Genomic DNA, 23,096 nt, shown 5'->3' on the forward strand with positions numbered 1-23,096 from the left:
CCCAGCCTGGCCGGGCCACCGTCGACCGGCGCGCCGGGTACGGCCGTTCGGGGGCGGAGGGGGTACGGGGAGCGGGTAGACGGGGTGGGGAGAGGGCGGACGGAGGGGACGAATGTTCGATAGGGCGGCTCCGGTGGCCTTCCGGTCGCCGGAACGACACCGTCCGGCCACCTGCCGTCGATATCATCCGGCGGTATGACTTCTGAAGGGTGGGGGACCCGTTCGGTCGAGCCGGTCAGTCAGCACTACATCGTCTGCGGGGGCAATGCGCTGGCCCACCGACTGGTCCTGGAACTCGTCGAGCACTACGAGGTCCCGGTCGTCGTCCTGGTCGCCGATCGCACCCGCGACCACGCGCCGCAGATCGAGCAACTCCCCGGCGTCGCCGCCGTCGTCGAGTACGCCAGCATCACCGACGAGGCCCTGCGGGCGGTGTCGATCGACACCGCCCGCGGCCTCGCCCTCGTCGAGGGCAGCGACCAGGACAACATCCACGCCGCGCTCAGCGCCCAAGGCCACAACCCGGACATCCGGATCGTGCTCCGGATGTTCAACCAGCGCCTCGGCGAGAACATCGAACGGCTGCTCAGGAACGGTGCCGCGCTCTCCGGCTCCGCCACCGCCGCACCCGCCTTCGCCGCAGCGGCGCTCGGCCGGCCCAACTCGGTCGAGATCGGCGGACGCTTCCTGCACATCGCCTTCGACGACGCCATCACCTCCGACCGGATCTGCGTGGTCGCCGACCACATCGACCGCCAGGACCTCAGCAAGATCCGCCTGCTGCCCGAACAGCGCGGTGACTCGGCCGACTTCGTCCGACTCGCCAGCGAGTTCGGCGACGACGGGCCGGTCCGCCCCGGCGGCGTCCGCCGCGAAGCGGAACCGGAGCCCGAACCCGACGAGGAACCAGGCGGCGTGGCCGCCCTCCAGGTGCTGCGCATCGAACCCAGGGAACCGATCAGCTGGGCGCGGCGGGTGCGCTGGCGGCTGCTCGACATGATGCGCTTCTTCACCAGTGCCCGGATGCGGCTGGTGCTGCTCACCGCCCTCGCCGCGGTGCTGATGGCCTTCGGCGTGCTCTGGTACCTGAACCGGAACTTCGGTTGGACCCTCTACATCTCGCTGCTCGACCTCGCGGGCGCCGCCCAGCCCGACCAGCTCTCCGACATCGCCGCCGGGACCGGGACGGGCGGGCTGTGGCAGCGGGTGGCGCAGGTGGTGATCACCATCTGCGGGATCACGTTCGCCCCGGTCGCCACCGCCATCGCGGTCGAGGTGCTCGGCTCCGGGCGGCGCGGGCACCCCCGCAACCCCGGGGCCGGCACCCGGGACCACGTGATCGTCGTCGGCCTCGGCAACGTCGGCACCCGGGTCGCGGCCCAACTGCACGAACTGGGCGTGCCGGTGGTCTGCATGGAGCGCGACCCGCAGGCCCGGGGCATCGCCGCCGCCCGGGCGCTCGGCATCCCGGTGGTCCTGGGCGACGGCCCGTTCGAGGAGCAGTTGCGTCGCGCCCGGTTGAAGCACAGCCGGGCGCTGGTCGCGGTCAGCGGCGACGACGCCACCAACCTGGAGGCGGCCCTGGAGGCGCGCCATGGGAATCCCGAAGTCCGCGTGGTGGTAAGGCTGTTCGACGACAACTTCGCCGGGCACTTCTACGCCACGCTGGACAACGCGGCCTCGCGCTCGGTCTCCTATCTGGCCGCGCCCGCCTTCGCTGCGGCCCTGATGGGGCGCGAGGTGCGCGGGATGCTGTCGGTGTTCCGGCACGTGCTGCTGATCGCCGAGCTGACGGTCGAGGACGGCAGCGGGCTGATCGGCATGAACCGGCACGACCTGGAGGACCCGGGTGGCGTCCGGGTGATCGCCATCCGGTTCGCCCGCAGCACGCAGTTGCAGTGGAACTTCCCCGACCGCACCCGGCGCCTCACCCCGGGCGATCAGATCGTGGTGGCCGCCACCCGCATCGGGCTCGCCCGGCTCAACACGGCGCTGGTGGAGGAGGGGTGACGACAGCTAACAGATGACAGCTGACAGATTTCGTTATCTGAAATCTGTCAGCTGTCATCTGTTACTCGTTTGTTGTCAGCCGTCAGCCGTCAGCCGTCACTCGCCGGCCGTCCGCCGTCCGCTGTCGACGGCTCCCCGTCACCGGTTGGTGAAGGACGGCGGGCGCTTCTCCGCGAAGGCCGCCATCCCCTCCTTCTGGTCCGCCGTGGCGAACGTGGCGTGGAAGAGCCGGCGCTCGAAGCGGACACCCTCGGCGAGGGTGGTCTCGAAGGCCCGGTTGACGCTCTCCTTCATCATGACCGCCGCCGGGGTGGACATCGCCGCGACGGTCTCGGCGACCGTCAGTGCCTCGGCCAGCAACTGGTCTGCCGGGACGATCCGGGATGCCAGGCCGGCCCGCTCGGCCTCCTCGGCGCCCATCATCCGGCCGGTCAGGCACAGTTCCATCGCCTTCGCCTTGCCGACCGCCCGGGTCAGCCGCTGCGAGCCGCCGATGCCCGGGATCACGCCGAGCTTGATCTCCGGCTGCCCGAACTTCGCGGTGTCCGCCGCCAGCAGGATGTCGCACAGCATCGCCAGCTCGCAGCCGCCGCCCAGCGCGAACCCGGCCACCGCCGCCACGACCGGCTTGCGCAGCGCGCCGAGTCGGTCCCAGGGGCCCAGCCAGTCGTCCAGGTAGACGTCCGGGAACTGGTTGCCCTGCATCTCCTTGATGTCGGCACCGGCCGCGAACGCCTTCTCCGAGCCGGTGATCACCAGACAGCCGATCTCCGGATCCCGGTCGAAGGCGGTGGCGGCCGCGACCACCTCGTTCATCAGCTGGGTGTTCAGCGCGTTGAGCGCCTTCGGCCGGTTGAGCGTGATCAGCCCCACCCGGCCCTTGCGCTCGACCAGGATCGTCTCGTAGGTCTCGGTCTCGGTCATCGCCGTTGACTCCCTTTCCGCTGCTCGGCGCCGCGCGGGCGCGCCCTGACCACCCAACGATCTACGACGCGCCCGGCCTCGCGCCAGTCTTGGCATGCGAGACAGTCGTCACGGGCTCGCTTCCCCGCCGCGGGGCCGGGATCCAGGACGCCGGACACGGGGCGTCAGGGGTCAGAACCGGACCCCGTAGCGTTCGGCCGCCTGTCGGACGGTCTCCGACTTGACCTCGCCCCGGCGGGCCAGCGAGGCCAGCGCCGCCACCGTGACCGACTGCGCATCCACGCCGAAGTGCCGCCGAGCCGCGTCCCGGCTGTCGGAGAGGCCGAAGCCGTCCGTGCCCAGCGACGTCCAGTCCTGCTCCACCCACGGGCGGATCTGGTCCGGCACCGCGCGCATCCAGTCGCTGACCGCCAGTACCGGCCCGGGCGCCCCCGCCAGTGCCCGCGTCACGTAGGGGACACGCGCCGCCGCGCCCGTACCGGCTGCCGCCTGCGCCAGGTTGGCCGCGTCGCAGGCCAGTGCCTCCCGGCGCAGTTCCGTCCAGGAGGGCGCCGACCAGACGTCCGCCGCCACGCCCCAGTCCTCGCCGAGCAGTTGCTGAGCGGCGAGCGCCCAGCGAACGGCCGTGCCCGAGGCGAGCAGTTGGAGGCGCGGCGCTTCGCCGTCCGGTGCGGGCTCCGCCGGGCGGTAGCGGTACAGCCCGCGCAGGATGCCATCGGTGACATCTGTGATGCCTGTGAGGTCGGTGACGTCCGCGCCGGTTGGCAGGGGTGGCTGCGGCAGCGGCTCGTTGTAGACGGTCAGGTAGTAGAACACGTCCTCGCCGTGCGGGTGTCGGGTGGTGCTGCCGTACATCCGACGCAGGCCCTCGCGGACGATCACCGCCACCTCGTACCCGAAGGCCGGGTCGTAGGACAGCGCCGCCGGATTGGTGGAGGCGATCAACTGTGAGTGTCCGTCGGCGTGTTACAGGCCCTCGCCGGTCATCGTGGTGCGCCCGGCGGTGGCGCCGATCAGGAATCCGCAGCCCAACTGGTCGGCCAGGGACCACATTTGGTCGGCGGTGCGCTGCCAGCCGAACATCGAGTAGAAGATGTAGAACGGGATCATGGGCTCGCCGTGGGTGGCGTACGCGGTCGCGGCGGCGGTCAGCGAGGCCATCGAACCGGCCTCGGTGATGCCTTCGTTGAGGATCTGGCCGGTCGCCGACTCCTTGTAGTGGAGCAGTTGGTCGCGGTCGACCGGGTCGTAGGTCTGCCCCAGCGGCGAGTAGATGCCGGCACTCGGGAAGAGCGACTCCATGCCGAAGGTGCGCGCTTCGTCCGGGACGAATCGGCACCCAGCGGTGGCCGGTGGCCTTGTCCCGCATCAGGTCCTTGACCAGCCGGACGAACGCCATGGTGGTCGCGATCTCCTGCGTACCGGAGCCCTTGAACAGCGTTTCGAAGGGCTTCGCGGGCAGCTCTGGCAGCGGTGTGAAGCGCACCAGGCGGGCGGGTGCCGGGCCGCCGAGAGCGGCGCGCCGCTCCCGCAGGTAGCGGGCCTCCGGGGAGTCCGGGCCCGGGTGCGCGTACGGGACCAGCTCGGCGGTCAAGGCACTGTCGGGAATGGGTAGTTCGAGCAGATCGCGCATCGCCCGGAACTCCGCCCCGGAGAGCTTCTTCATCTGGTGGTTGGCGTTGCGGGCCTCGAAGCCGGGGCCGAGCGCCCAGCCCTTGACCGTCTGCACCAGCACCACCGTGGGGGCACCCCGGTGCTCCAGCGCCGCCCGGTAGGCCGCGTACACCTTGCGCGGCTCGTGCCCGGCTCGGGAGGTCGCGATGGTCTCCAACAGCCGCTTGTCGTCCACGGTTTCGGCGATCGTCCGGAGTTCGGGTGCGGCCTGGAACAGGTGCTCGCGGACGTAGCGGGCATCCGAGGCGGCGTAGGTCTGGAACTGTCCGTCCGGCACCTCGCGGAGCCGGCGCGCCAGCGCGCCCGTGGTGTCGCGCGCCAGGAGTTCGTCCCAGGCCTCGCCCCACAGGGACTTGACGACGTTCCAGCCGGCGGCGCGGAACTGACGCTCCAGCTCCTGGACGATCTTGCCGTTGCCGCGCACCGGTCCGTCCAGGCGCTGGAGGTTGCAGTTGATCACGAAGGTGAGGTTGTCCAGCCCCTCGCGGGCGGCCAGGGCGAGCGCGGCGGTCGACTCCGGCTCGTCCATCTCGCCGTCCCCGAGGAACGCCCAGACGTGCGAGCCGGAGGTGTCCTTGATGCCGCGCGCGGTCAAGTACCGGTTGAACCGGGCCGGGTGGATGGCCGACAGCGGACCGAGGCCCATGGAGACGGTCGGGAACTCCCAGAACCAGGGCAGCCGGCGCGGGTGCGGATACGAGGGCAGGCCGTCACCGGCGGTCTCCTGCCGGAAGCGGTCCACCTGGGCCTCGCCGATGCGCCCTTCCAGGAAGGCACGGGCGTAGACGCCGGGCGCGGGCTCCCTGGCTCCTGGTTCCTGGTTTGTGGCTCACGGCTCGTGGTGGTGCCGGCCGGGCGGTGCCGACCGGTCGCGCGGGCGGCGGTTCAGCCTATCCGGGCTCGGAGGGGCCGACGGGGCCGACGAGTACGGCGGGGCTGGTGGGCGCTGCCCGGTCAGGCCAGGCCCAACTCGTCACCCGCGCGCGGGGCGAGGAAACGGGCGACGTCCGCCTCCCCGACCTCGGCGAGCGCCGCCGGAGACCAGTGCGGGGTGCGGTCCTTGTCGATCACCTGGGCGCGGATGCCCTCGACCAGGTCGTACCCGGTCAGCGCGGCGCAGGAGACGCGGTACTCCTGGTCGAGCACGGCCTCCAGGGAGGGGAGCGTGCGGGCCCGGCGCAGCGCGGCGAGGGTCACCTTGACGGCCGTGGGGGAGTTGCCGAGGACCAGTTCCGCGGCCTCCTTCGCCTCCGCCACACCGGAGTTCAGCAGCCGTTCGACGATCTCCTCGACGGTGTCGGCCGCGTAGCAGGCGTCGATCCAGCCGCGCTGCTCCGCGAGCGTGGCCCCCGGTGCGGGCTCGGTGTGCGCGGCGACCGCGGCGACGACGGCGGCCGGGCCGGGGCTCTCGGCCAGGGCGTCGAGCAGCGCCGGGATCCGCGCCGAGGGGACGAAGTGGTCCGCGAACCCGCACAGCAGCGCGTCACCGGGGCCCATCGCGGCCGAGGTGAGTGCGAGGTGGGTGCCCAACTCGCCCGGGGCGAGGGCGAGCAGGCGGCTGCCGCCGACGTCCGGGACCAGCCCGATCCGGGTCTCGGGCATCGCGACGGTGGAGCGCTCGGTGACGATCCGGACCGCGCCGTGGGCGGACAGGCCGACGCCGCCTCCCATGGTGATGCCGTCCATCACCGCGACGTACGGCTTCGGGTAGCGCGCGATCAGCGCGTTCAGCCGGTACTCGTCGCGGAAGAAGGCCCGGGTGCCGGCCCCGCCCGCCTTGGCGTCGTCGTGCAGTGCGCGGAGGTCGGCCCCGGCGCAGAGGCCGCGATCGCCGGCGCCGGTCAGGACGGCGGCGCGCACCCGGTCGTTAGTGGTCCACTCGGCCAGCGTCGCGTGGACGGCGGTGATCATGCCGTGGGTCAGCGAGTTGAGCGCCCGCGGCCGGTTTAGCACGATCCGCCCGACCCCGCCGTCCAGGGAGATCTGGACCTCCGCCACCTCTGTGCTCATCGGGCCCGCTCCCGTCCTTCGGTCGTCCTTCGGTCGTTCCTCGGTCGTTCCTCGGCCGTCCCTCGGCCGTCCCCCGGCCGTTCCTCGGCGTTGACGACTCCTGCCGTCCACCGTACCGGGGCGGGGCGGAGTCGTGATCACCCGGCCGGGCGCGGGCTTTTCGCGGGCCTTCCGCGGGCTCTTCGCGGGCCTTCCGCGGGCCGTTCGCGGGCCTTCCGCGGGCCGTTCGCGCGGCCGGGTGTGCCCGGTTCGGGGCTCTAGGGCCAGGCGCGCAGGGCCAGTTCGGCGGTCCGGGCCAGGTCGGCGGCGGTGGCGCCGTCCCGGGCCTGCTGCGACATGCCCTGGATGACCGTGGCGAAGTAGCCGGCCAGCGCGTGCGGGTCGGCGGCGGGCGGGAGTTCGCCGTCCTCCTGGGCCGTGCGCAGCCTGGTCTCGAAGACGTGGAGGTTGCGGTTGCGCAGGTCGCGCAGGTGGGCCTGGACCTCGGCGTCCTGCGGGGAGACGTTGGTGGCGGCGCTGATCACCAGGCAGCCGGCCGGATGCGACGGGTCCGGGTAGGCGGCCGCCGCCTCCCGCAGGATCCGGGCGAAGGCCGCGTACGCGCTGGTCTCCTCCCGCAGGGCGGCCCCCGCGAACGCGCCGACGGGGGAGTGCCCGTAGTGGCGGACGACCTCCTCGAACAGCGACCGCTTGTCGCCGAACGCGGCGTAGAGGCTGCCGGGCCGGATGCCCATCGCGGTGGTCAGGTCGGTGACGGAGGTGGCCTCGTAGCCGCGTTCCCAGAACAGCCGGGTCGCCGCCGTCAGCGCCTCGTCCCGGTCGAAGGTCGGCGGTCGTCCGCGCCGGGGGCGCGTCGGGTTCTCGGTCATGCCGGAATTTTAGAACACCCGCTCAACAAGTGTGTTAGCTTCATTCTTGAGCAATCACTCAATAAATGTGTTGGGCGAAGCAGGAGGGGGCTCAGTCATGGGCACGCAGGCACTCAAGGGCAAGACCGCGCTGGTCACCGGCGGCAGCAGGGGGATCGGCCGGGCGATCGCCCGCAGGCTCGGCCGCGACGGTGCCACCGTCGCCGTCGGCTACGCCCGCGACCAGGAGGCGGCGGGCGAGGTCGTCGCGGGCATCCGTGCCGACGGCGGCCGGGCCTTCGCGCTGCACGCCGAACTCGGCCGGCACGGGGACGCGGCCGCGCTGTGGGAGGCGTTCGATGCCGAGATCGGCGCGCACGCGGCCGACGGCGGCGTCGACATCATCGTGAACAACGCCGGGATCGGGCGCAGCGCCGATCTCGCCACGCTCACCGAGGAGGGCTTCGACGAGGTGTTCGCCGTCAACGTCCGCGCACCGTTCTTCGTCGTCCAGCACGGGCTGCGCCGGCTGCGCGACGGCGGTCGGATCATCAACGTCTCCAGCGGCGCGGCCCGCCTCGCCATGCCGGAGGTCATCGCCTACGGCGCGACCAAGGGGGCGCTCGACACCTTCACCCTCAACCTCGCCAAGCAGCTCGGCCCGCGCGGGATCACCGCCAACTCGGTTGCTCCGGGCGTCGTCGACACCGACGTCAACGCCGGCTGGCTGCGCGGCAACGCGGAGGCGGAGGCCCATGCGGCCTCGCTCGCGGCTCTCGGCCGGGTCGGGCAGCCGGAGGACATCGCGGACATCGTCGCGTTCCTCGCCTCCGACGACGCCCGCTGGGTCACCGGCCGGGTCATCGACGCCACGGGAGGGGCGGGCCTGTAGGCGCGGTGCGTCCGGCGGGAGTCGTCGGAGGGGCTGGGGCGGGGGTAACAGATAACAGCTGACAGATGATGAAATCTGTCAGCTGTTATCTGTCGTCTGTTATCTGTTCGCCGTCAGTTGTCAGCCGACGGCTGTCGACCGTCGGCCGCCCCCGCTACGGCTGGACCCGTCCCGTCACCTCGCCGAACCCGATGACGGCGCCGTCCGGCCCCGGCGCGGTGGCGGTGATGGTGACCTCGTCGCCGTCCTCCAGGAACGTCCGGGTGGTGCCGTCCGGGAGCTTCAGCGGCTCCTCGCCGTTCCAGGTCAGCTCGATCAGCGCGCCGCGGGTGTCCGGCTCCGGTCCGCTGACGGTGCCCGAGGCGAACAGGTCGCCGGTGCGCAGCGAGGCGCCGTTGACCGTCATGTGGGTGAGCTGCTGCTGTGCCGTCCAGTACATCGAGGCGAACGGCGGCCGGGACACCAGGTGCCCGTTCAGCCGGACTTCCAGCGCCAGGTCCAGCCCCCACGGCTCGCCGCCGCGGTCGTCCAGGTAGGCCAGCGGTTCGACGTCGCGCTCGGGCGGCGCGACCCGGGCGTGCTGCAGGGCGTCCAGCGGGACGATCCACGGCGAGACCGAGGTGGCGAAGGACTTGCCGAGGAACGGGCCGAGCGGCACGTACTCCCAGGCCTGGATGTCGCGCGCGGACCAGTCGTTGACCAGGCAGACGCCGAACACGTGCTCGCGGAAGTCGTCCAGGACGACCGGTCGGCCCAGTTCGGACGGCGTGCCGACGACGAAGCCGACCTCCGCCTCGATGTCCAGCCGCCGGGTCGGCCCGAACGACGGCGCCGGGTCGGCGGGCGCCTTGCGCTGCCCGTGGGGCCGCACCACCGGGGTGCCGGAGACAACCACCGTGCCGGACCGCCCGTGGTAACCGATGGGCAGGTGCTTCCAGTTGGGGGTGAGCGGCTCCGAGCCCGGGCGGAAGATCCGGCCCAGGTTGGTGGCGTGGTGTTCGGAGGCGTAGAAGTCGACGTAGTCGGCGACCTCGAACGGCAGGTGCAGTTGGACCTTGCCCGCCGGCAGCAGCGCCGGCGACAGCGCCTCGCGGTAGGACTCGTCCGTCAGCCATCGCGTGAGGTCGGCCCGGACCTGTGTCCAGGCCGAACGCCCAGCCGCCAGCAGCGGGTTGAGCGAGTCCGCGGCCAGCAGTTCGGACGGCTTCCCGGCCGCCCGGGCGGCCGCCGCGGCGTCCAGCACGAAGTCCCCGACGCGCACGCCGATCCGGCGCCGACCGGGCTGGTCGGTGGCGGTGAACACGCCGTACGGCAGGTTGTGCACGCCGAACGGCGAGTCCTGGGCGCTGGCGAGCCAGCTGCGGGGGGTGGTGCTCAACGGTCCTCCTGGGGCTGTGGCGTGGACGGCAGCAGGCCGAGCGCGGCCAGGTCGTCCAGCGGTTCGGCGATGCTGCAGGTGCCGAATGCGGTGAACGAGTTTCGGATCACCGTAACCTGACGGTCGGTCAGTGAGTGGACGGCCTTGGCCAGCACCGCGCCGTCGCGCTCCGCCAGCACCGCCGCGGCCACCGCCCGGTCCGTCTCCTGTGCGGCCAGCAGCACGTTGAGGAAGCCGTGGTGCTCGAAGCCGGTGGCCGGGTCGGTGTGCCGGAGGGCGTTGTGCAGTCCGGCGGTGCACTTGTACGGCAGCCCGCGCAGCGCGCAGCCGGTCAGGAAGGCGGCCAGCTCCTCCTCGTCCGGGAACGCCTCGGCCACCACCCCGCCGGTGCGGAACTTCGCCCGGTAGGGGCTGTCGACGAGCACGTCCAGCACCTCGTCCAGGCCGTCGCCGCGCAGGAGTTCGCGCGGCAGCTCGACGGCGGCCGGGACGTTCGGCGGCAGCAGCCGGTCGAGGGCGGCGACCGCCTCGGCGGCGTCCCGGACGGCGAGTTCGACGATGGCCACCTCGAAGGGCGCGGCGGCGGCGAGCGCCGGGCCGAGTTCGGCACTGCCCCCCGGCAGTACGAGCCCGACCCTGATCGGCGCGCTGCCCGCCACCGCCGCGCTGCCCGAAGCCGCCGCACCGGTCGACGCCGCCGTGGCACCGCCCACCGCCGCCGCGGCCAACTCGCCCAGCCGGCCCGCCCCGCAGAGGAGCGGGCCGACCGCGTCGGCGTACCAGGCGGCGCGGTGCCCGCGGTGGGCGGGCACCGCCTCGGCGACCGGCAGGTTCCCGGGCGGGAACACCGCGGCGTCGTCGAAGAGCCCGTGGAACAGCTCGGGGATCCGCCCGGCTGTCGGCCCAGCTGTCGGCCCGGAGGTCGGCTCGTTGGTCGAAGCGGACCAGGCGGACGCGGCGGACGAGGCGGCGCTCATCGCCCGGGCCCCCGCCCGGCCCAGGTCCAGGCGTAGTTGCCGTCCTCGCTGGCCCGGCCGCCCTCGCCGAGCTCCAGCGGGCGGAACGTGTCCACCATGACGGCGAGTTCGTCGAAGAAGTCCACGCCGATGCTGCGCTCGTACGCGCCCGGCTGCGGCCCGTGGGTGTGCCCCCCGGGGTGCAGCGAGATCGAGCCCTGGCCGATGCCCGAGCCCTTGCGGGCCGCGTAGTCGCCGCCGCAGTAGAACATGACCTCGTCGCTGTCCACGTTGGCGTGGTAGTACGGCACCGGGATCGACAGCGGGTGGTAATCCACCTTGCGGGGAACGAAGTTGCAGATCACGAACCCGTTGCCCTCGAACACCTGGTGGGCCGGCGGCGGCTGGTGGACCCGGCCGGTGATCGGCTCGAAGTCCCGGATGTTGAAGGCGTACGGGTACAGGCAGCCGTCCCAGCCGACCACGTCGAACGGGTGGTGCGGCACGGTGTAGCGGGTGCCCGAGACCCCGTTCGGGCCGCGGTGCTTGACCAGCACGTCGACATCCCCGGAGGCGTCCCCGGATGCGTCCCCGGAGGTGTCGACCACCAGTGGGCCGACCGGGCCGCGGAAGTCCCGCTCGCAGTACGGCGCGTGCTCCAGCAGCTGCCCGTACTTGGAGAGGTAGCGCTTGACCGGGCTGATGTGGCTGTTCGCCTCGATGCAGTACGCGCGCAGCGGTTCGTCCCCGGTCGGCACCCAGCGGTGGGTGGTGGCGCGCGGGATGATCACGTAGTCGCCCTGGCCGACCTCGATCGAGCCGAAGACCGTCTCGACCGTGCCGGAGCCGGACTCCACGTACACGCACTCGTCGCCGAGCCCGTTGCGGTACAGCTCGCTCGGGGCCCCGGCGGCGACGTACGAGATCCGCACGTCGCCGTTGCCGAGGACGAGACGGCGGCTGCCGACGACGTCCGCGGACTTCCACTCCTGGTCCGCGAACAGCTCGTGCAGCTTGAGGTGGCGGGGGAGCAGGGGGTGGTTGGGCACCGTGGACTGGTCCGGCAGCTCCCACGGCACCGCGTTCACCACGGCCGAGGGGATGCCTCGGTGGTAGAGCAGCGAGGAGTCCGACGAGAACCCCTCCTCGCCCATCAACTCCTCGTAGTACAGCCCGCCTTCTGGTGTGCGGTGCTGCGTGTGCCGCTTGGGCGGGATGCTGCCCAGCTGCCGGTAGTACGCCATCTCCCTGCTCCTCCTCGACCGTGCTCAGCCGACCGTCCTCACGGTACGCCCGACCGTGCTCAGAGTTCCCCAGTGCTCAGAGCTTCTCCGTGCTCAGGGCTCCCCAGTGCTCACAGGTTGCCGCGGGCGTCCTGCTCGCGCTCGATCGCCTCGAACAGCGCCTTGAAGTTGCCCTTGCCGAAGCCCAGCGAACCGTGCCGCTCGATGAACTCGTAGAAGACGGTCGGGCGGTCGCCGATCGGCTTGGTGAAGATCTGCAGCAGGTAGCCGTCCTCGTCGCGGTCGACCAGGATGCCGCGCGACTTCAGCTCGTTGATGTCCACCCGCACCTTGCCGATCCGGGCGCGCAGCTCCGGGTCGTCGTAGTACGAGTCGGGGGTGTCGAGGAACTCCACGCCGCGCGAGCGCAGCACGTCCACGGTGGTGAGGATGTCGTTGGTGGCGAGCGCCATGTGCTGGCAGCCGGGGCCGGTGTAGAACTCTAGGTACTCGTCGATCTGCGACCGCTTCTTGGCGATGGCGGGCTCGTTGAGCGGGAACTTCACCCGGTGGTTGCCGCTGGCGACGACCTTGGACATCAGGGCGGAGTAGTCGGTGGCGATGTCGTCGCCGACGAACTCGGCCATGTTCACGAAGCCCATGACCCGGTTGTAGAACGAAACCCACTCGTCCATCCGGCCCAGCTCGACGTTGCCGACGGCGTGGTCGAGGGCCTGGAACAGGCGCCTGGGCGAGCCCTCCGGGTGCTGGACCTTGCTCTGCGCGGTGATGTACCCCGGCAGGTAGGGGCCGTGGTAGCGGGAGCGGTCGATCAGGGTGTGGCGGGTCTCGCCGTAGGTGGCGATGGCCGCGCGGCGCACGGTGCCGTTCTCGTCCGAGACGTCGTTCGGCTCCTCCAGGATGGTGGCGCCGGTCGCGCGGGCGTGCGCGATGCACTTGTCGACGTCCGGGACCTCCAGGGCCAGGTCGACGACGCCGTCGCCGTGGCGGCGGTGGTGGTCCAGCAGCGGGCTGTCCGGCAGCACCCCGCCCTTGATCACGAAGCGGCAGGAGCCGGAGCGGAGCACGAAGGCCTTGCGGTCACGACGGCCGGTCTCCGGACCGGAGTAGGCCACCAGCTCCATGCCGAACACGGCCTGGTAGAACTGGGCCGTCTGGGTGGCGTTGCCGACCACGAAGACGACCGCGTCCTGCGCGGTGACGGGGAACGGGTCGGTGGCCGGGTCGTGCTCGACGAGGCCGACGAGGCGGCGCAGCTGGTCGGCGTCGAGGCCGGCCTCGCGCTCCTCGGGGGTCAGCTCAAGGGCGTGGGACTGCGGGGTCATCGGTCGTTCCTCCACTTTTGGCCTCGACTCTGAGGCGTCCGCTTGAGGCGGCCGCGCCGCGAACGGGTGGGCGGTGCGGTTGGCGGAGAGCTTGCTCCTGTCCGGAGGGCTGGGCAACAGGTCGGTATTTCACTGTTCAATGTGTACAAGCTGATCAGGAAATCCCGTATTCGGCTGCGCAAAATGTGCTGCCGATCGGGGCGGTTCACGGCGCCTGCGACACCGGGCCCCGGGCGGTCCCGGGCGCGGCGAGGTGGCGCAGGAACCAGGCCCCGGCGAGCTCGGCGACCTGGTCCAACGTGCCGGGCTCCTCGAACAGATGGCTCGCGCGCGGCACCACCGCCAGTTCGCTCACGCAGTGCAGCCGGGCCCGGGCCCGCCGGTTGAGGTCGATCACGGTGGTGTCCAGGCCGCCGACCACGAGCAGCGTCGGGGCGCCCACCCGGCCCAGGACGTCAGGACCTGCGAGGTCGGGGCGCCCGCCGCGGGAGACCACCGCGCCGACGGCGGGTCCGAGCGCGGCGGCGGTGTGCAGCGCGGCGGCGGCGCCGGTGCTGGCACCGAACAGCCCGAGCGGCAGGCTTCGGGTCTCGTCCAGCCCGCCCAGCTCTTCGGCGACGGCGGTCAGCCGGTCGCCGAGGAGGGCGACGTCGAACACCTTGCGGCGGTCCGGCTCCTCGGCCTCGGTGAGCAGGTCGAACAGCAGCGTGGCCAGCCCGGAGCGGTTCAGGTACCGGGCGACGTGACGGTTGCGCGGGCTGCGCCGGCCGCTGCCGCTGCCGTGCGCGAAGAGCACGATGCCGCTCGGCGCGGCGGGGACGGTCAGCCGACCGGCGAGGCGCACGCCTGCGGCGAGCAGGACCAGCTCGCGGTCCACGCCCACCAGCCCGGGCACCCGCCCGCCCGAGGCCTCGGCGAGCAGCCGCAGGACCTCCTCGTCGCCGGTCTGCGCGAAGTCCCCGTAGAACTCGCCGATTGCGAAGAACGGCGACGGCGTGCCGACGCAGACCAGCTCGTCGGCGACGTCGGCCAGGCGCTCCGTCCAGTCCACCGGGGCCACCGGGACGGCGAGCACCACCCGGGCCGCGCCGCGGGCCCGGACGATCCGGCAGGCGGCCCGGGCGGTGGAGCCGGTGGCGACGCCGTCGTCCACCACGATCACCGTGCGGCCGCGCAGGTCGGCGGGCGGGCGGCCGCCCCGGTAGCGGCGGGCCCGGCGCTCCAACTCGGCTCGCTCGCGCCGCTCCACCGCGGCCAGCTGGTCGTCGCTGACCCCGGCCAGCCGGATGACCTGCTCGTTCAGCACCCGGACGCCGTCCTCGCCGATAGCCCCCATGCCCAGCTCGGGCTGGTAGGGCACGCCGAGTTTGCGGATCACGCAGATGTCCAGCGGCGCGCCGAGCGCGGCCGCCACCTCGGCGGCCACCGGCACCCCGCCCCTGGGCAGCGCCACCACCACGGTGTCGGCGCCGCCCGAGTGGCCCACGCGGGCGGCCAGCCGCCGACCCGCGTCGGTGCGGTCGGTGAAGTGGATCCCGGTGCCGTGCATGACGCGCCCTCCGTGTTCCACCGTACGTCCGGGCGGCGCCGGGCGGGTCGCCCGGACGGGCCGTGGGTGGGCCCGGGCAGATGGGCGGGCGGACGTGCAGACGGGCGGACGGGCGGACGGGATAGGGCTGCCGACCGGCGGGCGGGCGGGATCGGGACGGGACGAGGCCCCCGTGCGGCCGGGACAGCGGGCGGCGCACTGTCGATCGCAGAGACGGACCGTCGAGGCCGCTCGCGCCCCCGGGGGGCTGGGGAGCGCAGACCGGGGGACGCAGGCCGGGGGTACCGGTCGGCCGACCGGCACCCCCGGGGTCTTTCCACGTTCTTGCGGAGGCTACGGCCGCATCTCGTACGCGCCCGACAGCTCCTCGACCCGGGTCCACACGGCGGCGGCCCGCTCCGCGTTGGCGACCGGCCGGCGCACATTCGCCAGCGCCCAGGCGGCCTGCTCCGGAGTCGTCGAGGCCTTGCCATGCAGTTCGGTCGCGTGCGCGGAGAAGTCCCGGACCAGCGCGTCGAAGATCTGGTCCAGGACGTCCTCGTCCAGGCCGGTCAGCTCCGCCTGCTCCAGCACCAGCTGGCCGTAGACGATCAGCGCGAACAGCTGGCCGATCTCCAGCAGGAAGTCCAGGTCCGCCTGCTGCTCCTTGCTCGGCGCGTGGCTGAGGAGCAACTCGCAGAAGCCGTCGGCCTGTTCGCGGAAGCGGGCGACGTTCGGCAACTGCGTGTGGCGGTCGTAGGCGGCGCGCCAGTCGTGGAAGCGGATCGCGCCGAGACCACGGGCCGCGCCCTGGCGGAACAGGAAGGCGTCGTCGGCCGCGTCCAGCCGGGTCGGCACCGGGGCGTAGTCGCTCGGGGCGAACAGGTAGTTGCCCATGAACTTGAGGATCAGCGCCAGGTTGACGTGGACGGTCCCCTCCAGCTTCGGCAGGCCGCGGATGTCCTTCGCCGCCTTGTCGAAGTAGGTGTCCGCCTCGAATCCCTTGGCCGCGATGACGTCCCACATCAGGTCGATGACCTTCTCGCCCTCGGTGGTGACCTTCATCTTGGTCATCGGGTTGAACAGCAGGTAGCGGCGGTCCTCGGGGGAGGCGGTGCGGAAGTAGTCCACGGCCCGTGCGCTGAACAGCTTCATCGCCACCAGGCGGGCGTACGCGTCGGTCAACTCCCGTCGCACGTGCGGGAAGTCGGTGACCTTCCGGCCGTACAGCACCCGGTTGTGGGCGTGCGTGACGGCCTCGTACATCGCGTGCTCGCAGATGCCGACCGAGGCCGTGCAGAGGTTGAACTTGCCGACGTTGACGGTGTTCAGCGCGGCGTCGAAGGCGGCCTGCCCGGTGTGCAGCACGTCCTCGGCGCGCACCGGGTAGCCCTCCAGCCGGAACTCGCTGACGTACATCTGGGCGTTCACCACGTTCTTGGCCAGGTGGTACGCCTCGTGACGGCTGTCGGCGGCGAAGAAGACGTAGCCCTCCGGGCCCTCGACGTCGGAGCGGCGGCCGAACACCGAGACCAGGCCGGCCACGTTGCCGTTGCCGATGTAGTACTTGGAGCCGGTCGCGGTGAAGCCGCCCTCGCCGTCCGGGGTGAGGATCATGTCGGTGGAGTAGATGTCGGCGCCGTGGGTGCGTTCGGAGAGTCCGAACGCCATGACGTGACCCTCCGTCAGGAGCTTGGCGGCGCGGGCCCGGACGGCCTCGTTCTTGCTCTGCCAGACCGGCCCGAGGCCGAGGATGGTGACCTGCCAGGTGTACCAGTAGCCGAGGCCGTAGAAGCCGAGGATCTCGTTCAGTTCGGCGATCCGGGAGGTGTCCCAGCGCTTGCCCGGGTCGGCCGCGGACGGCGTCAGGAACTCCGCGAACAGGCCTTCCTTCGCGGCGAACGCGAGGAAGTCGGCGTACCAGGTGCGGTCGACGTAGGTGTCGATCAGCGCCTTCTTGCCGCGGGACTCGAACCAGTCCACGGTCGCGCGCAGCAGTCGGCGGGTCGGCTCGTCGAACTGTGCGGGGTCGTACGTGTGCGGGTTGAAGAGCATCGCGGGCTCCCGGGGGTCGAAGGTGAGGGGCAGCGGGTGAGGGGGTGACGGTCGGCGGGGGACAGCGAACAGCTGACAACTGACAACTGACAGATTTCAGATTTCAGCGTTCAGATTCTGTTATCTGTTACCTGCCATCCATCACCCGTCACCCGCCATCTGTCGGGTGGTCAGGGCCGCCATGGCCGTCAGGGCCACTGGAGCCGGCGGCCGCGGCGAGGCGGTGCAGGGTGGCGAGCACGTCGTCGAGCCAGGCGAGGGTCATCCGCTCGTACTCGATGCCGCCGCGCAGCACTACGTGCTGGAGTTCCTGCCGGGTGTCGAGCGCGGTGAGGTCGGGGAAGTCGCGCTGCTCGCCGTGCAGATAGCGGGCGAGTAGGGCGGCGTGGCTCTCGCGGTGCCGTTCGACCTCGGAGATCAGCGCGGCCGGGTCGTCGAAGGCGGCGGCGCGGATCTTGACCGCGAGCTCGTGTCGGACGGACTCCGGCTCGACCGGTTCGCGCAGCCAGCCGGCGAGCGCGGCCCGTCCGGCCCCGGCCGCCGAGTAGACCTTCTTGTCCGGTCGGCCGTCCTGGGTGACCTCCTCGGCGGCGACCCAGTCATCGGCCTCCATCCGCCGCAGCACCTTGTAGATCTGCTGGTGGGTGGCGGTCCAGAAGCGCCCGATGGAGCGGTCGAAGCGCCGGGCCAGCTCGTAGCCGGAGCCCGGCTGCTCCAGCAGTGAGACGAGGATCGCGTGCTCCAGTGCCATGGCCTGCATCCTGCTATGCAACGAGTTGCATAGGCAATGGGGGTCCGGAGTGGTGAGACGCAGGTCACCGGCGTGATCGGATGGTTGTCGATCATTTCTGGCCAAAAGGCGCAAACCGTTAGAGAAGCGCCAGAATGGGTACGGGGCAAGCGCCCTCCATGTTCCGAACCATAGGAGGTGGTATCGGTGTCTACCCAGATTCCGATGGGCATGGAGCATCACCCGGACATCGTCGAACTCCGGGAGCACTACGAGCGGGTCACCTCGACCCCGCGCGCCCAGGGCATTGAGGCCCTGGCCGTGCTGGCCGGCCTCTTCCTGGCGGCATCACCCTGGATCGTCGGCTTCACCGCCTTCAACACGCTGACCGTGACCTGCCTGATTGTCGGCCTGGCCTACTGCGTGCTGATGGCGGGATACGGGTCCGCCTACGAGCGCACCCACGCGAGGGCCTGGGCGGCCACCGTGCTCGGCGCTTGGACGATCATCTCCCCCTGGGTCGTCTCCGGATCGGTCGCGCACGGCAAGAACATCGTCACCTGCATCATCGTCGGTGCCGTGATGTTCCTGCTCGGTCTCGCGGCGATCTCGATGGCCACGATCACGGCGAACGGAGCATCGATGCGGCTCGGTCGGAACGGCCGCGCCAAGGGCTGAAACCCCTGCGCGCCAAGGGCTGACACTCCTGGCAGCCCGTGTCCGGGGCGTGGAGGGCCGAACCGCCTTCCGCGCCCCGGCGCACGTCGTCAGGGAACCGCGGCCGTCACCGGGAACCCACGGCCGTCAGCGGGAACCCGTGGCCGTCACCGGGACTCTGCGGCCGTCAACGGAAAACCCGTGGCCGTCACGGGTGGGTCATCCGCAGGACGTCCAGCGCCTCGTCGAGCTGCTCCCGAGTGAGCCTGCCCTGCTCCACGTAGCCGCGCTCCAGCACGACCTGACGGATCGTCTTCCGCTCGGCCAGCGCCTGCTTGGCGACCTTCGCGGCCTCCTCGTACCCGATGTAGCGGTTCAGCGGGGTGACCACCGAGGGTGAGGACTCCGCGTACTCCCGGGCGCGTTCGACGTTGGCGGTGATGCCGTCCACCGTCCGGTCCGCCAGCAGCCGGGCGCTGTTGGCGAGCAGCCGCACCGACTCCAGCACGTTGCGGGCGAGCACCGGGAGCATCACGTTCAGCTCGAAGTTGCCGCTCGCGCCGGCCAGGGTGACCGTCGCGTCGTTGCCGACCACCTGGGCGGCGACCATCAGCACCACCTCGGGGAGCACCGGGTTCACCTTGCCCGGCATGATCGACGAACCGGGTTGCAGGTCCGGCAGGTTGATCTCGCCGAGGCCGGTGCGCGGGCCCGAACCCATCCACCGCAGGTCGTTCGCGATCTTCGTGAACCCGACGGCCACCGTGCGCAGTTGGCCGCTCAGCTCGACCAGGGCGTCGCGGGCGCCCTGCGCCTCGAAGTGGTCCCGCGCCTCGATCAGCGGGAGACCGGTGGTGCGGGCCACCTCCTCGATCACCGCCGCCGGGAAGCCGGGCGGGGTGTTGATCCCGGTGCCCACCGCCGTGCCGCCGAGCGGCAGTTCGGCGACCCGGGGGAGCGTCGCCAGCAGCCGCTCCCGGCCGTTTCGCACCTGAGCGGCGTAGCCGCCGAACTCCTGGCCGAGGGTGACGGGCGTGGCGTCCATCAGGTGCGTCCGGCCCGACTTGACCACCTGCGCGAACTCGGCGGCCTTGCGCTCCAGCGCCTCCGCCAGGTGCTCCAGCGCCGGAATCAGGTCGTGCGTGACGGCGGCGGTGGCGGCGATGTGGATCGAGGACGGGAAGACGTCGTTGGACGACTGGCTGGCGTTCACGTGGTCGTTCGGATGGACCGGACGGCCCAGCCGCTCGGTGGCCAGGGTCGCGATCACCTCGTTGGCGTTCATGTTGGACGAGGTGCCCGAACCGGTCTGGAACACGTCCACCGGGAACTCGCCGTCCCACCGCCCCTCGGCGACCTCCTCGGCCGCCGCCGCGATCGCCGCCGCAGTCTCCTCGTCCAGGACGCCGAGGCGGGCGTTCACCCGGGCCGCCGCGGCCTTGATCCCGGCCAATGCCGCGATGTGCGCGCGCTCCAGCCGCTGGCCGGACACCGGGAAGTTCTCCACCGCCCGCTGCGTCTGCGCCTGCCACTTCGCGGCGGCCGGCACCCGGACCTCGCCCATCGAGTCGTGCTCGATGCGGTACTCCCGCCGGCTCTCCTGCTCGTCACCCATCACGCGCTGCACCTCCTGAAACGGGCCGGTACGGCCCCGAGCGGTCTCCGATCACCACAGCCGCGCGCGGGCCCAGGGTATTTCCGCCCGGTCGCATCCGCCGTTTCGGCCCGGTGACGTTCGTCGTTCCGGCCCGGCCGTGTCCACAGCTCCGGCCGGGCCGCGTCGGCCGTGTCCGTTGCGTCCGCCGGGCCGCGTCCGGGGCTACCGCCGGGGCAGCTCGGCGCGGACCAGTTCGCCCGGCGCGGTGCCGGCCTGGGCGACCAGGGCGCCGCCCGGCGCCCAGAAGCCGGAGCCGCCCGAGGTCTGCGGGTGCTCGCCGCTGGCCCCGGCGGAGGTGGCCAGCACGGCCCACACCCCGTGGGCGGCGGCGCGGTCGCGGAGGTGCCCGTCCCGGCGGGCGGCCTGCGCGGGCCCCGCGCCGTACAGGGTGGAGGCGACGTAGGCGTCGATGCCGAGTGCGGCGGTCTCCTCGGCGTGCGCGGGGTCGGCGGCGTCGGCGCAGATCGCGAGGCCGAAGCGAAGACCGTCCAGCTCCAGGACGACGGGCCCGTCGCCGGGGGTGAAGCGGTCGTTCTCGGCGCCGTGCAGGCGCGTCTTCCGGTACACGACGGCGGCGCCTTCGCCGGTGACGGCCAGGGCGGCGATGGACTCGCCCCCGCCGGGCTCCGCGACAGGGGCGCCGACCAGGGCGGTCGTGCCGGTCGCGGCGCAGGCGGCGACCAGCGGGGCGAGGCGCGGATCGGCCGGGCCGAGTGCGGGTGCGGCCAGGTCGTAGCCGGTCAGGGACAGCTCGGGGAACACCACCAGCCGCGCGGCGGCCTCCCGTACCGCCAGAGCGTGCCGTTCGACGTTCACGGCCACGGTGTCCGGGCGGCCGGCGTCGGCGCAGGCGGGCTGGGCGACGGCCACGGCGACGGTGGCGGCGGTCAGGGGTGCGGGCATGGCGGTGCCTCCGGGCGCGAGGTGGAAAGGATCAACGTATGCGCAGGTCCGGGCGGTGGACAAGGGCTTCGAGTGGCAGCCGGGAGGGACGCGACCGGGGAAGGCCGCGCCCGCCGCTCCGCGCTGAGCCCGGATCGGCCGCGTCCCGGGAGATGATCACCCGAATGGATGAATAGCTGCGTGGAGTGCTTCAAACTGCCGTGCGCCGCTTCGTACGCTCCTGCCCGGGCCGGATTCACACCGGCCCCACCCGGATCGCCGCGACCCGGCATCATCGCTGCGCGACATCACCGTCGCTCGGCATCACGGCCACTCGGCGCGGGTGACCGGCTAGTGGGGGCGGACTCATGACGACGACAGGGCGGGGCATGGCCGGGAACACGGACGACTGCGGCGGGACGGACTCAGGGGCGGACCAGGGGAGGGACTCGGGGGCGGATCCGGGCAAGGGCCTTGGGAACGCCCGAGGCGGCGGCGGGCTCACCAGGCGGCAGTTGCTCGGCGCCTCGGCCGCCCTGGGCGGCGCGGCCTGGCTGCTGCGCGGCACCGTCGGCCCGGACAGCGCCGAGGCGGCCACCCCGGTGCCGCCCGGCCTGCCCGTCGGCACCGAGCTGTACCAGCGGGTCTTCCAGAACTGGTCCGGCGAGATCCGCACCGACCAGCTGTGGACCTGCGCGCCCCGCACACCGGAGGAGGTCCCGGCGCTCGCCGACTGGGCGCACGCCAACGGCTGGCGCCTGCGTGCCACCGGCTACCGGCACACCTGGGCGCCGCTCACCGTCGCCAACGGGACCCCGGACAGCGCCCGCGTCCTGCTCGTGGACACCAGCCGCCACCTCACCGCGATCACCGCCGACTCGCCGACCACCGTCCGGGTCCAGACCGGCGCCACCATGGAGGGCCTGCTCGCCCACCTGGCCGGCCGGGGCCTCGGCCTGACCGCGTGCCCGGCGCCCGGCGAACTCACCGTCGGCGGGGTGCTCGCCATCGGTGGCCACGGCACCGCCGTACCCGCCGCCCACGAACTCCGGCCGGAGGGGCACGGCTACGGATCGGTCAGCAACCAGGTCGTCCGGCTCACCGCCGTCGTGCTCGACCCGGCCACCGGCCGCTACACGCTGCGCACCTTCGACCGCGCCGAGGCCGACAGCGCCGCCTTCCTGGTGCACCTGGGCCGCGCCTTCCTCACCGAGGTCGTGCTGCGGGCCGGCGCCGACCGGCCGCTGCGCTGCGTCAGCCGCCTCGACATCCCGGCCGGCGACCTGTTCGCCCGCCCCGGCACCGGAGGCGGCGGGGGGCTCCTGGGTGGCCTGCTCGGCGGTGGCGGCCCGCGCACCCTCGCCGACTTCGTCGAGCGCGACGGCCGCGTCGAAGCGATCTGGTTCGCCTACACCGAGTACCCCTGGCTGAAGACCTGGAGCGTTGCCCCGGCCAAGCCGCTGGCCTCCCTGACCGTCGACCAGCCCTACAACTACCCCTTCTCGGACAACATTCCGGAACCGGTCGCCCGGCTCGCCGGCCAAATCATCGCCGGTGCCTGGGGATCGGCCCCGCTGTTCGGTCAACTCCAGTACCTGATCGCCAAGGTGGCGCTCACCGGCGACCTCACGGACGTCCTCCTCTCCGGCGGACTGCTCCGCGACCTGCTCACCGGCGACCTCCTCACCCACCTGCTCGCCGGCGGCCTGCGCTCGGACCTCTGGGGCCCGTCGCGCAGCCTGCTGCAGTACGTCCGGCCCACCACGCTGCGGGTCACCGCCAACGGCTACGCCATCCTCGCCAAGCGTGCCGATCTCCAGTGGGTGGTCAGCGAATTCGCCGACTACTACCGGAAGTTGCTCGCCGAATACCAAGCCCGGGGGGAGTTCCCGGTGAACGGTGCGGTGGAGATCCGGGTCACCGGCGTGGACGACCCGACCTCCTCCGGTGTCCCCGGCGCGCGGCCGCCGCTGCTGTCCGCGCTGCGCCCGCGGGCGGACCGCCCGGAGTGGGACACCGCGGTCTGGCTCGACGTCCTGGCCTTCCCCGGCACCCCGGGGCTGGAACGCTTCGCCCGCGACCTGGAGCAGTGGCTGCTGCGGACCTTCGACGGCACCCGGGCGGGCCTTCGGGTCGAGTGGTCCAAGGGTTGGGCCTACACCGCCGACGCGGCCTGGTCCGACCCGGACCTGCTCGGCCGGGTCATCCCCGCGAGCCTGCGCGACGGCGGCGGGCCGGGCTGGGACGAGGCGATCGCCGTCCTGGACCGGCATGATCCGCACCGGGTGTTCGGAAACCCGTTCCTGGACGGGCTGTTGAAGTAAAA

The 23,096-nt window shown here is 72.3% G+C and carries 16 protein-coding genes and 1 pseudogene; 4 read left to right on the top strand and 13 right to left on the bottom strand.

The genetic code is table 11. The features are described from left to right. Positions 1 to 195: 195 nt before the first annotated feature. The gene (locus ACIPLC_RS12965; RefSeq protein ID WP_400473010.1) at positions 196 to 2,010 is read left to right on the top strand and encodes an NAD-binding protein; all 1,815 of its coding nucleotides are present in this window, start codon (positions 196 to 198) and stop codon (positions 2,008 to 2,010) included. Between the two features lie 138 nt (positions 2,011 to 2,148). Here the strand turns inward: ACIPLC_RS12965 and ACIPLC_RS12970 are convergent, their stop codons facing one another. From ACIPLC_RS12970 to ACIPLC_RS12985, 4 genes and pseudogenes are all read right to left on the bottom strand, one after another. Further along, positions 2,149 to 2,934, bottom strand: a complete 786-nt coding sequence (locus ACIPLC_RS12970) for an enoyl-CoA hydratase (RefSeq protein ID WP_400473011.1) — start codon at positions 2,932 to 2,934, stop codon at positions 2,149 to 2,151. Positions 2,935 to 3,105: 171 nt separating this feature from the next. Beyond that, positions 3,106 to 5,404, bottom strand: a pseudogene (gene aceE, locus ACIPLC_RS12975) (pyruvate dehydrogenase (acetyl-transferring), homodimeric type); the annotation flags it as partial. A 158-nt stretch (positions 5,405 to 5,562) separates the two neighbouring features. Then, positions 5,563 to 6,618 carry an enoyl-CoA hydratase/isomerase family protein gene (locus ACIPLC_RS12980; protein WP_400473012.1) on the bottom strand — a complete coding sequence of 352 codons (1,056 nt, stop codon included), beginning with the start codon at positions 6,616 to 6,618 and terminating at the stop codon, positions 5,563 to 5,565. 257 nt (positions 6,619 to 6,875) lie between these two features. Then, on the bottom strand, positions 6,876 to 7,487 hold the full coding sequence (locus tag ACIPLC_RS12985) for a TetR/AcrR family transcriptional regulator (RefSeq protein WP_400473013.1): 612 nt from the start codon (positions 7,485 to 7,487) through the stop codon (positions 6,876 to 6,878). A gap of 97 nt (positions 7,488 to 7,584) precedes the next feature. On the opposite strand from ACIPLC_RS12985, the gene ACIPLC_RS12990 reads away from it, so the two are divergent. After that, positions 7,585 to 8,358, top strand: a complete 774-nt coding sequence (locus ACIPLC_RS12990) for an SDR family oxidoreductase (RefSeq protein ID WP_400473014.1) — start codon at positions 7,585 to 7,587, stop codon at positions 8,356 to 8,358. Between the two features lie 154 nt (positions 8,359 to 8,512). Here ACIPLC_RS12990 and fahA read toward each other — a convergent pair whose 3' ends face one another. The 7 genes from fahA to ACIPLC_RS13025 all read right to left on the bottom strand — a co-directional run bounded on the left by fahA (position 8,513) and on the right by ACIPLC_RS13025 (position 17,595). Further along, entirely contained in the window at positions 8,513 to 9,736 is a 1,224-nt protein-coding gene (gene fahA, locus ACIPLC_RS12995) for a fumarylacetoacetase (RefSeq protein WP_400473015.1), read from the bottom strand. Then, positions 9,733 to 10,713, bottom strand: coding sequence for a hypothetical protein (locus tag ACIPLC_RS13000; RefSeq protein ID WP_400473016.1), 981 nt, complete (start codon positions 10,711 to 10,713; stop codon positions 9,733 to 9,735). The genes fahA and ACIPLC_RS13000 overlap by 4 nt, the downstream gene beginning before the upstream one ends. Further along, complete coding sequence (locus tag ACIPLC_RS13005) at positions 10,710 to 11,936, bottom strand: homogentisate 1,2-dioxygenase (protein WP_400473017.1); 1,227 nt, start codon at positions 11,934 to 11,936, stop codon at positions 10,710 to 10,712. The genes ACIPLC_RS13000 and ACIPLC_RS13005 overlap by 4 nt, the downstream gene beginning before the upstream one ends. A 110-nt stretch (positions 11,937 to 12,046) precedes the next feature. Then, positions 12,047 to 13,261 carry a 4-hydroxyphenylpyruvate dioxygenase gene (gene hppD / locus ACIPLC_RS13010; protein ID WP_400473018.1) on the bottom strand — a complete coding sequence of 405 codons (1,215 nt, stop codon included), beginning with the start codon at positions 13,259 to 13,261 and terminating at the stop codon, positions 12,047 to 12,049. Between the two features lie 205 nt (positions 13,262 to 13,466). Then, complete coding sequence (locus ACIPLC_RS13015) at positions 13,467 to 14,795, bottom strand: phosphoribosyltransferase family protein (protein ID WP_400473039.1); 1,329 nt, start codon at positions 14,793 to 14,795, stop codon at positions 13,467 to 13,469. Between the two features lie 348 nt (positions 14,796 to 15,143). Then, entirely contained in the window at positions 15,144 to 16,844 is a 1,701-nt protein-coding gene (locus tag ACIPLC_RS13020; protein ID WP_400473019.1) for an acyl-CoA dehydrogenase family protein, read from the bottom strand. Between the two features lie 148 nt (positions 16,845 to 16,992). Next, on the bottom strand, positions 16,993 to 17,595 hold the full coding sequence (locus ACIPLC_RS13025) for a PadR family transcriptional regulator (protein WP_400473020.1): 603 nt from the start codon (positions 17,593 to 17,595) through the stop codon (positions 16,993 to 16,995). A gap of 186 nt (positions 17,596 to 17,781) precedes the next feature. Here ACIPLC_RS13025 and ACIPLC_RS13030 point away from each other — a divergent pair, with 186 nt between their 5' ends. Further along, positions 17,782 to 18,252, top strand: coding sequence for an SPW repeat protein (locus ACIPLC_RS13030; RefSeq protein ID WP_400473021.1), 471 nt, complete (start codon positions 17,782 to 17,784; stop codon positions 18,250 to 18,252). A 187-nt stretch (positions 18,253 to 18,439) separates the two neighbouring features. On the opposite strand, the gene ACIPLC_RS13035 is transcribed toward ACIPLC_RS13030, so the two are convergent. After that, complete coding sequence (locus ACIPLC_RS13035; protein ID WP_400473022.1) at positions 18,440 to 19,846, bottom strand: class II fumarate hydratase; 1,407 nt, start codon at positions 19,844 to 19,846, stop codon at positions 18,440 to 18,442. Between the two features lie 204 nt (positions 19,847 to 20,050). Next, positions 20,051 to 20,791, bottom strand: a complete 741-nt coding sequence (locus ACIPLC_RS13040) for a carbon-nitrogen hydrolase family protein (RefSeq protein WP_400473023.1) — start codon at positions 20,789 to 20,791, stop codon at positions 20,051 to 20,053. 368 nt (positions 20,792 to 21,159) lie between these two features. Here ACIPLC_RS13040 and ACIPLC_RS13045 point away from each other — a divergent pair, with 368 nt between their 5' ends. Continuing rightward, positions 21,160 to 23,094 (top strand): cholesterol oxidase substrate-binding domain-containing protein, encoded by a 1,935-nt coding sequence (locus ACIPLC_RS13045; RefSeq protein ID WP_400473024.1) that lies wholly within the window; start codon positions 21,160 to 21,162, stop codon positions 23,092 to 23,094. The last annotated feature ends 2 nt before the right edge of the window (positions 23,095 to 23,096 follow it).

The sequence above is a fragment of the Kitasatospora sp. NPDC086801 genome (genome assembly GCF_044745805.1).
Taxonomy (GTDB): Bacteria; Actinomycetota; Actinomycetes; order Streptomycetales; family Streptomycetaceae; genus Kitasatospora.